The sequence below is a fragment of the Roseinatronobacter bogoriensis DSM 18756 genome, assembly GCF_004366635.1.
Taxonomy (GTDB): domain Bacteria; phylum Pseudomonadota; class Alphaproteobacteria; order Rhodobacterales; family Rhodobacteraceae; genus Roseinatronobacter; species Roseinatronobacter bogoriensis.
Map to the genome: position 1 here is coordinate 548,375 of NZ_SORN01000001.1, position 14,643 is coordinate 563,017.

The 14,643-nt window shown below is 62.6% G+C and carries 11 protein-coding genes; 10 read left to right on the top strand and 1 reads right to left on the bottom strand.

Translation table 11 applies throughout. The annotated features are described in order from the left end of the window. Positions 1-12: 12 nt before the first annotated feature. The gene (selD, locus tag EV660_RS02500) at positions 13-2,181 is read right to left on the bottom strand and encodes a selenide, water dikinase SelD (protein ID WP_071481535.1); all 2,169 of its coding nucleotides are present in this window, start codon (positions 2,179-2,181) and stop codon (positions 13-15) included. A gap of 185 nt (positions 2,182-2,366) precedes the next feature. On the opposite strand from selD, the gene EV660_RS02505 reads away from it, so the two are divergent. The 10 genes from EV660_RS02505 (at position 2,367) to EV660_RS02550 (ending at position 14,620) form a co-directional block, all read left to right on the top strand. Continuing rightward, on the top strand, positions 2,367-4,034 hold the full coding sequence (locus EV660_RS02505; RefSeq protein WP_232727305.1) for a cytochrome-c peroxidase: 1,668 nt from the start codon (positions 2,367-2,369) through the stop codon (positions 4,032-4,034). 55 nt (positions 4,035-4,089) lie between these two features. Further along, positions 4,090-4,593, top strand: a complete 504-nt coding sequence (gene tsaE, locus EV660_RS02510) for a tRNA (adenosine(37)-N6)-threonylcarbamoyltransferase complex ATPase subunit type 1 TsaE (RefSeq protein ID WP_071481534.1) — start codon at positions 4,090-4,092, stop codon at positions 4,591-4,593. A gap of 15 nt (positions 4,594-4,608) precedes the next feature. Then, positions 4,609-7,542 (top strand): PD-(D/E)XK nuclease family protein, encoded by a 2,934-nt coding sequence (locus EV660_RS02515; protein WP_071481533.1) that lies wholly within the window; start codon positions 4,609-4,611, stop codon positions 7,540-7,542. After that, on the top strand, positions 7,532-10,885 hold the full coding sequence (gene addA, locus EV660_RS02520; protein WP_071482286.1) for a double-strand break repair helicase AddA: 3,354 nt from the start codon (positions 7,532-7,534) through the stop codon (positions 10,883-10,885). The genes EV660_RS02515 and addA overlap by 11 nt, the downstream gene beginning before the upstream one ends. Before the next feature lie 36 nt (positions 10,886-10,921). Next, complete coding sequence (trxA, locus tag EV660_RS02525; protein WP_071468372.1) at positions 10,922-11,242, top strand: thioredoxin; 321 nt, start codon at positions 10,922-10,924, stop codon at positions 11,240-11,242. A gap of 104 nt (positions 11,243-11,346) precedes the next feature. Then, complete coding sequence (hslV, locus tag EV660_RS02530) at positions 11,347-11,898, top strand: ATP-dependent protease subunit HslV (protein WP_071481532.1); 552 nt, start codon at positions 11,347-11,349, stop codon at positions 11,896-11,898. After that, positions 11,895-13,199, top strand: coding sequence for an ATP-dependent protease ATPase subunit HslU (gene hslU / locus EV660_RS02535; RefSeq protein ID WP_071481531.1), 1,305 nt, complete (start codon positions 11,895-11,897; stop codon positions 13,197-13,199). The genes hslV and hslU overlap by 4 nt, the downstream gene beginning before the upstream one ends. 98 nt (positions 13,200-13,297) lie before the next feature. Continuing rightward, positions 13,298-13,654, top strand: coding sequence for an SUF system Fe-S cluster assembly protein (locus EV660_RS02540; protein ID WP_071481530.1), 357 nt, complete (start codon positions 13,298-13,300; stop codon positions 13,652-13,654). Then, the gene (locus EV660_RS02545; protein WP_071481529.1) at positions 13,654-14,223 is read left to right on the top strand and encodes a sugar O-acetyltransferase; all 570 of its coding nucleotides are present in this window, start codon (positions 13,654-13,656) and stop codon (positions 14,221-14,223) included. The genes EV660_RS02540 and EV660_RS02545 overlap by 1 nt, the downstream gene beginning before the upstream one ends. 4 nt (positions 14,224-14,227) lie before the next feature. Further along, positions 14,228-14,620, top strand: a complete 393-nt coding sequence (locus EV660_RS02550; protein ID WP_071481528.1) for a HesB/IscA family protein — start codon at positions 14,228-14,230, stop codon at positions 14,618-14,620. The last annotated feature ends 23 nt before the right edge of the window (positions 14,621-14,643 follow it).

The following is a 14,643-nucleotide window of genomic DNA, read 5'->3' on the forward strand; positions in this document are numbered from 1 at the left end:
GCGAATGCCATCTTACGCAGCGACGATATGAGGCCCATCCTTGCCCGTAATCTCGCCGATGGTTGCAGCCTGAAAACCTGCCGCTTGCAATTTTTCAACAAGTGTTTCGGCTTGCTTGGCCGGGACACAGGCCAGCAACCCGCCTGCCGTCTGCGGGTCAACCAGAAGCGCCGCGCGCGGTGTTTCAGCTGCATCCAGTAAGGCCCTCAGCGCCGCGCGGTTCGCGGCGGCAAGGCTGGAATGGTACCCTGCCGCAATCAGCGCTTCGGCCCCGTCCAGTATCGGCAGTGCACTAAGGTCCAACTGCGCCGACAGCCCGTCTTGGGCCAGCATCTCGGCCAGATGACCGGCCAGCCCAAAGCCGGTGACATCGGTCATGGCATGGGCGTGTGGTGCCAGCAGTTCCGCCGCCTTGGCCTGGGATTGCACCATCATCTGCAAGGCATTCGCAACCACAGCGCCGGGGGCGGCCCATTGCATTTCGGCTGCCATGATGACACCCGTCCCCAAGGGCTTGCACAGGATCAGCGCATCGCCGGGCTGCGCGCCTGCCTTTTTGGTGGCGGCCCCGTCCAGCAGGCCGGTGAGCGTAAAGCCCAACTGCATTTCGGCCCCCATCGCGCTATGCCCGCCGATCAGCGCGACGCCTGCAGGGTCCAGCACGGATTGCGCGCCCGCCATCACCTCGCGCAGGGTGCGGGCCTGCAATTCCGGTGCCATATGCGGCAGCGTCACTTGTGCCAGTGCCGCTTGCGGGCGCGCGCCCATCGCCCAGATATCGCCAAGCGCGTGGGTGGCCGCAATCCGCGCCATCATCCACGGGTCATCTGTCAGCGCGCGCAGATGGTCGGTTGCGATGACCTGACGCGCATCGCCGATACGCAAAATTGCGGCATCATCGCCAATACCGGCCTCGACATCGGCGCGCGCCACATCTGGCAGGGCGGCGCGCAGCGTCTGCGCGCCCATTTTCGCGCCGCATCCGCCGCATAGGGGTTTGTCCCCCAGCATCTCTGCCAGCCCAACGGCATAAGCGGGCGGCAGGGCAGGGGGCATCGGGCGCGGGTCACGGAACTGGCCCATGAATTTGGCATCAATCCGGTCTTTCAGCCCCCAAAGCCAGCGCCCTTCCAGCGGCAGCGACCATTTGTCCGCCAGCGCGGTCTTGCCCCCCAGCGACACCAGTTTCAGATAATCGCGCTGCGGCTTGTAGGCGCGCAGTCGCCCGACACCCAGTGCGGCGCGCAGGTTGTCGAACAGATAGGGCGCCTGACGCACGGCATAGACGCCTGCCTTGGCGCGCGGCGCATGGGCCATATGCGCGCAATCGCCCACTGCGAAAATTGCTGGATCTGTGACAGAGCGCAGGAATGGATCAACTGTGATGAACCCGTCTGTAAGGTCCAGCCCCGTGTCGCGCAGCCAGTCTTGCGGCCGCGACCCCGCCGCCCCGAGAGTCAGGCTCGCCGCGATGTGTGTTCCATCGGCCAGCGTCACGCCCTTTTGGGTGACCTCGCACACCTGCGCCTGTTCGCGGATCGTGATTGAAGAGCGTTTCAGGTGACCAATCAGCCGGGCCTTCGCTTGCGCGCCGATATTGGGCAGCAATGCGCCAGATTGCACGATGGTGATCTGTGCTGTGCGGCCTTGCAGCCGATAGGCCATCGCCAAGGCCAGTTCCACCCCGGCGACCCCGCCGCCGATCACGACTATCTGCGCGCGGACCGCCCCCTGTTCCAGCTTGGCGCGCCACGCGTCCCATTGCTGGGCATAGCGCCCAAGTGGCTTGGCCGAAACCGCGTGATCCGCATAGCCGGGGATCATGGGCAGATCAGAGGTGATGCCGATGTCGATCGCGGCCAGGTCATAGGGAATTGGGGGCCGACCGGGCACATTTACCAGACGCGCCTCGCGGTCGATGCCGCGCGCCTTGCCCAGCACCAGCCGTGCGCCCGCGCGCCGCGCAAGCCGGACAAGGTCTATATCCAGTTCCTCGCGCGCATAGTGGCCAGCAATAAACCCCGGCAACATGCCAGTATAGGGCGCCACCGGGTCTGGGTTGATCACCGTCAGCCGCACCCCCGGCAAAGGGTGCATGGCCCAGCGATGCAGCACCAGCGCATGCGTATGCCCGCCGCCGATCAACACAAGATCACGCGTCAGGGGCAAAGGCATATACATCGGCAGCTCCGGTTATTCATGCGAATTTTCGTTGCTTAACCCAGCCCGCCCCGGATGACGAGAGGCGCTTCCTGCGGCAGATTGTGCAAATCCGCGCCAAGGTTTGCGAAGCCTTTAGGAATGGCTTTGTGAAATCCATGTCTGGCGGTAAACTTTCTGTGTTGAATTTCAGTGATTCCGTCAAAATGCACAGCAACAGATATTCACGAAGCATTTTTCACAACAAGGCGGGGGCTGTCGCCGTTTCCCGCCTGATTGTCGCGGGCCTGATCGTGGCGCTTGCGGTTCCCATTGCGCGGGCGCAGACCTTGAACCAAGGCTTTGAAGCTATGCAGCAGGGGGATTTCTTCACCGCCTTTTCCGCCCTGCGCAGATTGGAGCAAGCGGGCGACCCGCAAGCCAGCCAGTTGCTGCAAGACTTGTTCCTTTCGCCATCTGGACAGACCATAGCTGCGCCCGCCGCGCCTGCGCCAATTCAGGTGGTGGCTGCACCGCCTGTTGTCAGCCCAAGCTATGCCCCCCTATACGCCCCGAGGCCCGCTGCGCGGCCTGCACCGCCCGGCCAGATACAGGGCGCGGGGGGTGGTTTGCCTGCGCCCCTGACGGATGCGGATTTCCGCGCGCCTGATGAGCAGCTTGCCCGGATCGGCCATTTGCTATTCTTTGATCCGGTCCTGTCGGGCAACCGCGATGTTGCCTGTGCCACATGTCACCACCCGCGCCATGCTTCTGGCGATGGTGTGTCGCTTGGGTTGGGGGCGGGCGCGCAGGGGCTTGGGCAGGCGCGCAGACCAGTGGGCCGTCATGCTGCCAGCAGGCGCATTCCGCGCAACGCGCCTGCACTATGGAATCTGGGCGCGCGCGATGTGACTGTCCTGTTCCATGATGGGCGTGTTGAAATGGACCCCGGCACCCCCGGTGCTTTCCTGACCCCTCAGGGGCCATTGGATTACATGGCGCTCGACTCGCTTCTGGCTGCGCAAGCCCTGTTTCCGGTTCTCTCGGCAGAGGAAATGGCCGGGCAGAAGGGTGAAAACCCGATTGCCGATGCGGTCGCGGCAGAGCGCATCCACGGCGATGACGGCGCATGGGCGATGCTTGCTGCGCGCATTGATGCGCTGCCGGAATATGACCGCGCCTTCACGCAGTGGCGCGGCGCAGTCGGCCCTGTGACCATAGACGAAATTGCAAATGCAATTGCTGCCTTTATCGAGTTTGAGTTTCGCGCAGATCAGACGCCGTTCGACCAGTATCTACGCGAGGTCGCTGCCTTGTCGTCCGAAGCGGGTGAGGGCATGCGCCTGTTTTTCGGGCGTGCGAATTGTGCGTTCTGTCACTCTGGCTCGTTGCTGAGCGATCAGAAGTTTCACGCGATGGGCCAGCCCCCGATCGGGCCAGGCAAGGAGCGTGATGATGATGGCTATACCCGCGATGTTGGGCGCTACGGGGTCACGCAAGACCCGCAGGATGCCTATGCGTTCCGCACCCCGATGTTGCGCAATGTCATGCAAACCGGCCCTTGGGGGCATGCGGGGGCTTTCTCTGACTTGCGCGCCTTTCTGCACCACCATCTGGACCCGGTGGCGGGGCTTGCAATCTATGAGCCACAGGCCATTTTGCCAGTGCTTGCCAGCGCAGAGGACGATTATGCGACCATACAGGCCGCACACCAGCGCGCCGAAATCTCCGCTGCCGCCGCGCGGTCCATGGCGCAGCGTCCGCTGGTGATCTTGCAAGATGATGAAATTGACCTGCTGATCGCGTTTCTGTCCGCATTGGATGACGCGCAGGCACTGCAAGGGCGTCTGGGCGTGCCTGAAGCTGTGCCCAGTGGCCTGCCGGTTCCCGAATAGGGGCAGGGCGCAATCTGGTCTGGCAGCGGTCAGGCAGACATGGCACAAGTTGGGAATGACGAATAGCTGCACCCTTCGACTAACCAGTACCTCACCGGAACAGACTGCCGAAATCGCCGCGCGACTGGGGGCAGGGCTTGGTGCAGGCGATGCCCTGTTGCTCTCTGGCCCGGTTGGTGCAGGCAAAAGCCTGTTTGCCCGCGCGCTGATCCAGTCCCGGCTGGCCGCTTTGGACCGCTATGAGGATGTGCCGTCCCCCAGTTTCACACTGGTTCAGACCTATGATCTGGAAACGGTCGAGTTATGGCATACGGATCTCTACCGGCTGGCGGACCCGCATGATGCGCTGGAACTTGGGCTGGATCAGGCCTTTGACGAGGCGATTTGCCTTGTCGAATGGCCCGAACGGCTGGGCGCATTTCAGCCTGCATCTGCGCTGCATTTGTCTTTGGAAACCACAGATGACCCTGCGTTTCGTGCGTTACATTTTTCAGCCACGGACATGCGCTGGGCCAGCCTGCTGAACTCGCTGGCGCACAACCAGCCCGGACCCACCTGACAGGAGAGCGGCACCATGTTTCAAGATGACCCCCGCGCCGCGCATCTGTTTGCCTTGCCCTGTGGTGTCGATTTTCCCCAAGCTCTGGCTGCTGGATTGCACCAGCGCTTGCAACCCTTGCCCCCAGAGGCGCGCGCGCGTGTCACAGTGCTGGTGAATTCGGCGCGCATGCGGACCCGTCTGCGCGACGCGTTGATGGCACAAGGCCCCGCGCTGTTGCCGCGCATTCGCCTGATCACGGACCCGCTATTGTTTGAAGGGGCAACCCGCTTGCCCCCGCCGATGCCGCCACTGCGCAGACGCCTAGAATTGGCGCGGCTGATTGACATGCTTTTGCGCAGCGCCCCCGATCTGGCCCCGCGCAGCGCGATATATGACCTGTCCGATAGTCTGGCGCGCCTGTTTGCCGAAATGCAGGCCGAGGGCGTTCCGCTTTCGGCCTTGCGTGATCTGGATGTCAGCCGCCATTCCGGCCATTGGGCGCGCAGCCTTGCCTTTATCAATCTGGCGGAACAGGTGGTGCAGGCTGATGCGCCCGACGCCGAAGGGCGTCTGCGCGCACAGGCAGAGGCGCTGATTGCGCGCTGGCAAGCTCATCCGCCCGCAGACCCGATCATCATCGCAGGTTCTACCGGGTCGCGTGGCACAACTGCCTTGCTGATGCAGGCAGTGGCAAGGTTGCCGCAAGGTGCCGTTGTGTTGCCGGGGTTTGATTTCGACATGTCCGCTGACACATGGGCAGAACTTGGCACAGACACTGCCCCCGAGGATCACCCGCAATATCGCTTTCTGCGCCTGTGCGACGCGCTGGACCTGCCCCCGGATCAGGTGCGCGTGTGGGATCCGACCGCCGCCCCCGCGCCTGCGCGCAACCGTCTTGTGTCACTCGCCCTTCGCCCTGCACCTGTCACAGACCAGTGGATGCAGGAAGGCCCCCGATTGCAGGGCATCGCCCAAGGCTGTGCAAACCTGACCCTGATAGAGGCACCATCCCCCCGGATGGAAGCACAGGCCATTGCCCTGCGCCTGCGCCATGCGGCAGAGGAAGGCCAGCGCGCAGCCCTCATCACGCCTGACCGCGACCTGACGCGGCAGGTCGCCGCTGCGCTGGATTACTGGCGCATCACCCCCGATGACAGCGCAGGCCGTCCGCTGGCCATGTCCGCACCGGGCCGGTTCTTGCGCCATGTCGCGGCAATCCTGCGCCACAGGCTGGACGGACAGGCGCTGCTGACGCTGCTCAAGCATCCTTTGACCCACAGCGCCGAGGGGCGCGGCGACCATCTGCTGCATACACGCGATCTGGAATTGCGTATCCGGCGCAGGAATGTCGCCTTCCCGGATGCTGATTTCCTGCGCGGGTTTGGCGCATCGGCCAAATGCCCTGACTGGGCAGAGTGGCTGATTGCCACCTTGCCGCCCATGCCCGACCCGACCGCCAGACCCTTGGCCGAACATGTCGCCATCCATCTGGCACTGGCCGAGGCGCTGGCAGGCGGTCCGCAGGGCGGCACGGGGGAATTGTGGGAAGCTGCCGCGGGCATTCAGGCCCAACGCGCGATGGCGGAACTGATGCGCGAGGCAGGCCATGGCGGAGATATGGACCCCGCCGATTATGACGCCTTCATTACCAGCTATCTGCAAGGGTTCGAGGTGCGCGAGCCTGTCAGCGCCCATCCCGGCATCATGATCTGGGGCACGTTGGAAGCGCGGGTGCAAGGCGCGGATCTGGTCATTCTGGCGGGCCTGAATGAAGGGGTCTGGCCCAAAGCGCCTGACCCTGACCCCTGGCTGAACCGCCGGATGCGCGCCGATGCAGGCCTTTTGTTGCCCGAACGCCAGATCGGTCTTGCCGCACATGACTTTCAGCAAGCCATCGCCGCGCGTGAGGTTGCCCTCAGCCGCGCTGTGCGCAACTCCGAGGCGCAGACCGTGCCTTCGCGCTGGCTGAACCGTCTGACCAACCTGCTGGACGGGCTGCCGGAAGAGGGGAAAGCCGCGCTGCAACAAATGCGCGCGCGCGGCCAGTCATGGCTGGAGATGGCGCAAGGGTTTGATGCCGATTTCCGATCCATTCCCGGCAATGATTTGCGCGCCCCGCGCCCTGCACCCGCGCCCCCCATCAGCGCGCGACCACGGCAACTGCCGGTCACGGCCATCAATCGGCTAATCCGTGATCCCTATGAAACCTATGCCAAATATGTCCTTGGCTTGCGCAAACTCAACCCGCTGCACCCGTCCCCCGATGCGCTGCTGCGTGGCACCGTGCTGCATAAGGTGCTGGAGGATTTCACCCGCGCCGAACTGGAAGATGACCCGTTTGCGCAACTGATGCGCATGGCTGAAGTGGTTTTGGCGCGCGAAGTCCCTTGGCCCGCTGCGCGCATTCTGTGGCTGGCGCGCATGTCACGCGCGGCGGATGCGTTTTTGCAGTTCCATCTGTCACAGCCCGGACGCGCCCTGATGCTGGAAGAGGGTGGCGCGCTGACCTCGCAAGACCCGGCCTTTACCCTGTCGGCCAAGCCCGACCGTATCGACGAATGGCCCGACGGGCGCATCCATATCATCGACTACAAGACAGGGCAGGCCCCGACCAGGAAGATGCAGGAACATTTCGACAAACAGCTTTTGCTTCAGGCCATGATGGCCGATGCAGGCGCGTTCGAGGCGTTGGGCCTGCGCGAGGTGGCGCAGATCACCTATCTGGGGCTTGGGTCCAGCCCCAAACCTGAAATGACACAGATCACGCCCGCGCTGATCGCGCAGACGCGCGCGCAGTTCGAAGACCTGATCCGCGCCTATCTGGAACCAGACAAAGGTTTTCCTGCGCGGCGCATGTTGCTGCAGGAACGCGAGGTGTCGGATTACGACCATCTGTCGCGCTTTGGTGAATGGGTGATGCAGGACGCGCCTGTTGTTGTGCCTGTGGGGGATGAAGATGCAGTTTGACGAAGCAACCCTTGCGCAAAACCGCGCGTCCAGCCCGTTGGATTCAACCTGGTTGTCGGCCAATGCCGGGTCGGGCAAGACCAAGGTTCTGACCGACCGCGTGGCGCGTCTTTTGCTGCGCGGGGTGGAGCCGCAGCGCATTCTGTGCCTGACCTATACCAAGGCCGCCGCTTCCGAGATGCAGAACCGCCTGTTCGGCCTGCTGGGCAAATGGGCCATGCTGCCCGAAGCGGATTTGCACGCGGCCTTGGGCCGTATTGACGAAACCGCAGATGGTAATCTGGCCGATGCACGCCGCCTGTTCGCCCGCGCGATCGAGGCACCGGGCGGGCTGAAAATTCAGACGATCCATTCCTTCTGCGCGGCCCTTTTGCGTCGCTTTCCGCTGGAAGCGGGGCTATCGCCCGCCTTTACCGAAATGGACGACCGCTCTGCCCATGCGCTGCGTGCCGAGATCCTGGATCATCTGGCCGAGGGACGAGAGAGGACGGTGCTGGCAGAATTGGCCAGTGTTTTCACCGGGGCAGAGCTGGACGATCTGCTGCGCGACATCTGCAATCATGCGCGCAACTTCGAGGGCGATCTGCCCGAAGAGGCGCTGCGCCGCGCCTTCGACCTGCCGCCCGCCTACAGCGAGGCGCAGCTTCTGGAAGATGTGTTTCTGGGCAGCGAATTTGCATTGTTTGACCAGATGATCCCGTTTCTTGCGGCGGGGTCTACGACAGATGTGAAGAATGCCGAAAGATTGCGCCAGATCGCGCAGGGCGCGCCTGATCTGAGCGCGCTTAAGGCCTTGGAAGGGCTGTTTCTGACCGGGGCTAGTGCCAAAGAGCCGTTCACCGCCAAGCTTGGCAGCTTCCCCACCAAGGCGACGCAAAAGGCCTTGGGTGCGCTGATAGACCCGCTGAACCAGTTGATGGCGCGGGTCGAGGAGGGGCGCAGCCGTCGCCTTGGGCTGGTGGCCTTTGGGCGTGCTATGGCGCTGCACCGTTTTGCACGGGTGTTCCTGCCTGCCTACACGCAAGCCAAATCCGCGCGCGCATGGCTGGATTTTGATGATCTGATCGCACGCGCAGGCCAGTTGCTGACCGATCCTTCAGTGGCGCAATGGGTGTTGTTCAAACTCGATGGCGGGGTTGACCATATTCTTGTGGACGAGGCGCAGGACACCTCGCCCGGTCAATGGCATGTGGTGGAACAACTGGCACAGGAATTCACCGCAGGCATCGGCGCGCGCGACGCCAGCCGCACCTTGTTCGTGGTGGGCGACAAGAAACAGTCGATCTATTCCTTTCAGGGTGCTGATCTGGCTGTGTTCGACCATATGCAAGCCCAATTCCGCGAGCGGCTGGCCCATGTCGATCTGCGCCTGAATGAGGCACTTCTGGCGCATTCCTTCCGCTCCTCTGATGCCGTGTTGCGCACGGTTGATGCCACGTTCCGCCCGCCGCATGATACCGGGCTTGGTGGTGCGCCACAGCATATTGCCTTCAATGCCGCACTGCCCGGACGGGTGGACCTGTGGCCGGTGATCGAGCGGCCCGAAGCCCCCGAAAAGCCGGACTGGTTCGACCCTGTCGATGTGATGCCCGAAGAGCACCATCACCGCAGGCTTGCCCGCAAGATCGCCGCCGAACTGCGCGCCATGATCGACGCGCGCATTGCGCTGCCCCACAAGAATGGCGCGCGGGCCATAACCGAAGGTGATATTCTGATCCTTGTGCGCCGCCGCAATGCGCTGTTTCACGAAATCATCGCCGCCTGCAAGGCCGAGGGGCTGGAGATTGCAGGCGCAGACAGGTTGCGTCTGGGCGGCGAAATGGCCGTGCGCGACCTGACCGCGCTGCTGGCGTTTCTGGCAACCCCCGAAGATGATCTGTCGCTGGCCGCCTGTCTGCGCTCGCCCTTGCTGGGGTGGTCTGAAGATGCGCTGTTTCGGCTGGCGCATGGGCGCGGAGGGGCGTTTTTATGGACCAGATTGCGCGACAGTGGTGCCGCTGCGACGCTGGATGTGCTTGATGACATGCGCCGTCAGACGGACTATTTGCGCCCCTATGACCTGATCGAGCGGATGCTGACCCGCCATGACGGGCGCCGTCGTCTGATTTCGCGCCTGGGCAATGAGGCCGAGGACGGAATAGACGCGTTTCTGGCACAGGCCCTGGCCTATGAGCGGCTGGAAACCCCCAGCCTGACGGGTTTTCTGGCATGGCTGGAACATGGGGATGTGCAGATCAAACGTGAACTCGATGCCGCTGGCGGGCGGTTGCGGGTCATGACCGTGCATGGCGCGAAAGGGCTGGAAGCGCCTGTCGTCATTCTGCCCGACACCGCTGACTACAACCCGACAGATCGGCGTCAGTTGTACGAAATTGATGGCGTCCTTGCATGGAGCGGTGTCAGAACGGACGCGCCAGCGGCCTTGCAAACCGCCATGAGCGCCGCTGCTGATCTTCAGGCACAGGAAGATGCGCGTCTGCTATATGTGGCGATGACGCGGGCTGAAAGCTGGCTGATCGTGGCCGGGGCGGGCACAGTGAAATCCCCCGATTGCTGGTATAACCGGATCGCTGACGGGGTGGCGCATGCAGGCCCGGTGTCGTGCCGCTTCCCCACGGGCGAAGGGCTGCGCCACCAGCATCTTGACTGGCCTTCAGGCGCGACGGAAACATCTGGCCCGCCCGCTGCGCACACAGATAACCTGCCCACGCTGCTATGGGAACGGGCTGCCATGCCTGAGGCAAGCCCGCGCGTGCTGTCGCCTTCGGCGCTGGGCGGGGCCAAGGCCTTGCCGGGCGATATGGGCGAGGCGGGTGATGCGGCGCTGGTGCGGGGCACACAATTGCATCTGCTGCTGGAACACCTGCCGCTATGGCCGCGCGCGCAATGGCACGACATTGCAACTGATTTGCTTGCCAGCACCGAGGACGGGGCACCTGCGGACCTTGCTGCGCTGGTGGGCGAAGCGATGCAGGTTCTTGATACCCCCGGCAACGCGTCGCTATTCGCCCCCGGCACGCTTGCCGAGGTTGAAATCACGGCAGACCTGGCGGGGCGGCCCCTGTTCGGTGTGATTGACCGGCTTGTCGTTGCCGAGGATCATGTTCTGGCTGTTGACTACAAATCAAACCGAATGGTGCCGCGCAGCCCGCAAGAGGTGCCAGAGGGGCTGTTGCGACAGATGGGCGCATATCGGCGTGCACTTGCACAAGTTTTTGAGGGGTGCGAGATCCGCGTGGCCCTTCTATGGACAGCGACCGGCGCTTTGATGGAATTGCCTGCCGCGCTGGTTGATACGGCGCTTGCGCGGGGAGTGCTTGAATCCGCTGCGCACGAGGCATAGTTAGAACGCGAACCATAAACCAGATTGGAGGGGCCAATGCCCACAGTAGCTGTCACCGATTCCACCTTTGATGCCGAAGTGCGCCAGTCCGACATTCCTGTTGTCGTTGACTTCTGGGCAGAATGGTGCGGCCCCTGCAAGCAGATTGGCCCGGCACTGGAAGAACTGGCCGCCGAATATGATGGCCGGGTCAAGATCGCCAAGGTCAATGTTGACGAGAACCCCAATACTGCGGCCTCGATGGGTATTCGCGGAATTCCGGCACTGTTTCTGTTCAAGGACGGGCAGGTTGTGTCCAACAAGACAGGTGCTGCCCCGAAATCGGCGCTGCAAAGCTGGATCGACAGCGCTGTGTAAGCTTCAAGGGGCGCGGCGTTAGTCGCGCCCGGACCACTCGCGGCAGTGCGTGCGGAAAGATGCGCCTCCGGCGGGAGTATTTCCGGCAAGAAAATGAGGGCGCGATGAGCGAGTTTCCCGGATGGCATGGCACCACCATCGTGGCAGTGCGGCGCGGCGGCGAAGTGGTGGTGGCGGGTGACGGGCAGGTCAGTCTGGGCCAGACCGTGATCAAGGGCACTGCGCGCAAGGTGCGCAGGCTATCGCCCGGTGGATATGATGTTGTGGCAGGGTTTGCAGGCTCGACCGCTGATGCCTTTACCTTGCTGGAGCGGTTGGAGGCGAAGCTGGAAGCGACGCCCGGCCAGTTGGCGCGCGCGAGTGTCGAATTGGCGAAAGACTGGCGCACGGATAAATACCTGCAAAAACTGGAAGCAATGCTGATTGTCAGCGATGGACGCGACATGTTCGTGATCACCGGCGCAGGTGATGTGCTGGAGCCGGAACATGATGTCGCCGCCATCGGGTCGGGTGGAAATTTCGCGCTGGCGGCTGCGCGCGGGTTGATGGAGGCCGAGTTGAACGCCGAGGATGTCGCGCGGCGCGCGATGGCGATTGCGGCGGATATATGCGTGTACACCAACGGAAATTTGACAGTGGAGAAGATCAGCGCATGACCGACCTGACCCCGCGAGAGATCGTAAGTGAGCTTGACCGTTTCATCATCGGCCAGAAGGACGCCAAGCGCGCGGTGGCGGTGGCCCTGCGCAACCGGTGGCGGCGCAAACAACTGCCCAGCGACCTGCAGGAAGAGGTGTATCCCAAGAACATCCTCATGATCGGCCCCACGGGCGTGGGCAAGACCGAGATCAGCCGCCGTCTGGCAAAACTCGCCCGGGCCCCGTTTCTGAAAGTTGAGGCTACGAAATTCACCGAGGTGGGCTATGTCGGGCGTGATGTGGAGCAGATCATCCGCGACCTGCTCGACAGCGCCATCGTGATGATCCGTGCGCAGATGCGCGAGGATGTGAAAGCCCGCGCGCAAGCTGCCGCCGAGGAGCGTGTGATTGCCGCCATTGCCGGTGAGGGCGCGCGTGAAGGTACGCGCGAGATGTTCCGCCGCAAGCTGTTGGCAGGTGAGTTGGATGATACCGAGATCGAGATCGAGATCGCCGATACCTCCAACCCGATGGGGGCGATGTTCGACATTCCCGGCCAGCAGGGCGGGCAGATGATGAATCTGGGGGAATTGTTTGGCAAGGCGATGGGTGGGCGCACGGTTCGCAAGAAGATCACAGTTGCCGAGAGCCATGAATTGCTGGTGGCGGAAGAGGCCGACAAACTGCTGGATGACGAGGCCGTCAAGGCCGCTGCGCTGGAGGCGGTCGAGCAGAATGGCATCGTATTTCTGGATGAGATCGATAAGGTCTGCGCCCGGTCAGAGATGCGCGGCGGCGATGTCAGCCGCGAGGGCGTGCAGCGCGATCTGTTGCCGTTGATCGAGGGCACGACCGTGAGCACCAAGCACGGGCCTGTCAAGACGGATCATATTCTGTTCATCGCCTCTGGCGCGTTCCATATCGCCAAACCTTCGGACCTGTTGCCGGAATTGCAGGGGCGTCTGCCGATACGGGTTGAGTTGCGCGCCCTGACTGAGGGTGATTTTGTGCGCATCCTGACCGAGACAGATAACGCTCTGACGCGCCAGTATACGGCCCTGATGGGCACAGAAGGGCTGGAGGTCAGCTTTACCGAAGACGGCATTGCCGCGCTGGCCAAGATTGCTGCCGATGTGAACCAGTCGGTCGAGAATATCGGTGCACGCAGGCTGTATACCGTGATGGAGCGGGTGTTCGAGGAACTGTCCTTTCAGGCACCTGACCGCAGTGGCGAGCAGGTTATGGTCGATGCGGCCTATGTCGAAAAGAACTTGGGAGATCTGTCCCGCTCTGCCGATCTGAGCCGGTACGTATTGTAACGAAGTGACAGCACTGGACGCGCGCTGTTCTTTTCTTATATAACTGCTCAGGTATAGCGCGGCATCGGCCCGCGCCCAAGTATGCGGAAAGGCTGCGCATGAGCATGGAACAGAATGAAGGCGATCTGCTGATCAAGCCCTCCAGCACCGATCACCCGCTTTACGAGCCGCTGGTCGAGGCCTGCAAGACGGTCTATGACCCTGAGATTCCGGTCAATATCTTCGATCTGGGGCTGATCTACACAATCACCGTGTCGGATGAGGGCAAGGTCGATGTGATCATGACCCTGACCGCCCCCGGCTGCCCTGTCGCGGGCGAGATGCCGGGCTGGGTGGTAGACGCGATGAGCGCTGTTCCCGGTGTTCAATCGGTTGAGGTGGAAATGACCTTTGACCCGCAATGGGGCATGGACATGATGTCGGACGATGCGCGGCTGGAACTGGGGTTCATGTAATGGACAGCCGCGTGTCGGAACGCGACAAGATGCTGGCAGGTGCGCCCTATGATCCGGGCGATGCCACGCTGGTTGCGATCCGGCGCAAGGCGCAGGGCCTTATGCGGGCCTATAACCAGACGATAGATGGTGACGCCGCGCGGGCTGCGGTCATGGGCGATCTTCTTGGCAGTTGGAATGGGGCGGTTATTCGTGCGCCGTTTCATGTGGATTATGGCGCGCATATCCATTTTGAACCGGGGTGCTTCGTCAATTTCAACTGCGTCATCCTCGATGTGTGTGAGGTACGGATTGGCGCGCGCACGCAGATCGGGCCAAATGTACAAATTCTGACAGCCGACCACCCGCGCGACCCGGAGCTTCGCGCTCGGGCTCAGGAATGGGGCCGCCCGATCAGCATCGGAGCCGATGTCTGGATCGGGGGCGGTGCGATTATTTTGCCCGGTGTGACGATCAGTGACGGCGCCATCATTGGCGCGGGCGCAGTGGTCACGCGCGATGTGCCTGCGGGTGCAACAGTGGTGGGCAACCCTGCCCGCATACTGCCAAAGACTGACGGACAAGGATAAGACTATGTTTGCAATTCCCGGAAAATCCCCTGTGACGCTGACGCCTGCTGCAGTGCGCCAGATCCGGCGCCTGATGGAGCGCGAGGGTGCTAAGGGGTTGCGTGTGGGCGTCAAGAAAGGCGGCTGTGCTGGTATGGAATATACCATGGAAACAGCGCTTGAAGTCCGGGAACATGAAGAACTGGTAGAGCAGGACGGGGCCTGTGTGATCATTGCGCCAATGGCGCAGATGTTTCTTTTCGGCACCGAGATAGACTATGAGACGGGGCTGATCGAAAGCGCGTTCAAGTTCCGCAACCCCAATGTGACCGAAGCTTGCGGTTGCGGTGAATCGATAAAATTCGACGATATAGAGACATTGACCGCGCGTATGGGGCAAAGCCGGGCCAACGGTTGATTGCATCGCGCGCGCATGCGGCG

Bases quoted from the DNA above. Each gene is read 5' to 3' on its own strand.
- EV660_RS02505 (WP_232727305.1), top strand. From the start codon at position 2,367: ATGCACAGCAACAGATATTCACGAAGCATTTTTCACAACAAGGCGGGG.
- EV660_RS02545 (WP_071481529.1), top strand. From the start codon at position 13,654: ATGGACAGCCGCGTGTCGGAACGCGACAAGATGCTGGCAGGTGCGCCC.
- EV660_RS02515 (WP_071481533.1), top strand. From the start codon at position 4,609: ATGTTTCAAGATGACCCCCGCGCCGCGCATCTGTTTGCCTTGCCCTGT.
- addA (WP_071482286.1), top strand. From the start codon at position 7,532: ATGCAGTTTGACGAAGCAACCCTTGCGCAAAACCGCGCGTCCAGCCCG.
- tsaE (WP_071481534.1), top strand. From the start codon at position 4,090: ATGACGAATAGCTGCACCCTTCGACTAACCAGTACCTCACCGGAACAG.
- hslV (WP_071481532.1), top strand. From the start codon at position 11,347: ATGAGCGAGTTTCCCGGATGGCATGGCACCACCATCGTGGCAGTGCGG.
- selD (WP_071481535.1), bottom strand. From the start codon at position 2,181: ATGTATATGCCTTTGCCCCTGACGCGTGATCTTGTGTTGATCGGCGGC.
- EV660_RS02550 (WP_071481528.1), top strand. From the start codon at position 14,228: ATGTTTGCAATTCCCGGAAAATCCCCTGTGACGCTGACGCCTGCTGCA.
- trxA (WP_071468372.1), top strand. From the start codon at position 10,922: ATGCCCACAGTAGCTGTCACCGATTCCACCTTTGATGCCGAAGTGCGC.
- EV660_RS02540 (WP_071481530.1), top strand. From the start codon at position 13,298: ATGAGCATGGAACAGAATGAAGGCGATCTGCTGATCAAGCCCTCCAGC.
- hslU (WP_071481531.1), top strand. From the start codon at position 11,895: ATGACCGACCTGACCCCGCGAGAGATCGTAAGTGAGCTTGACCGTTTC.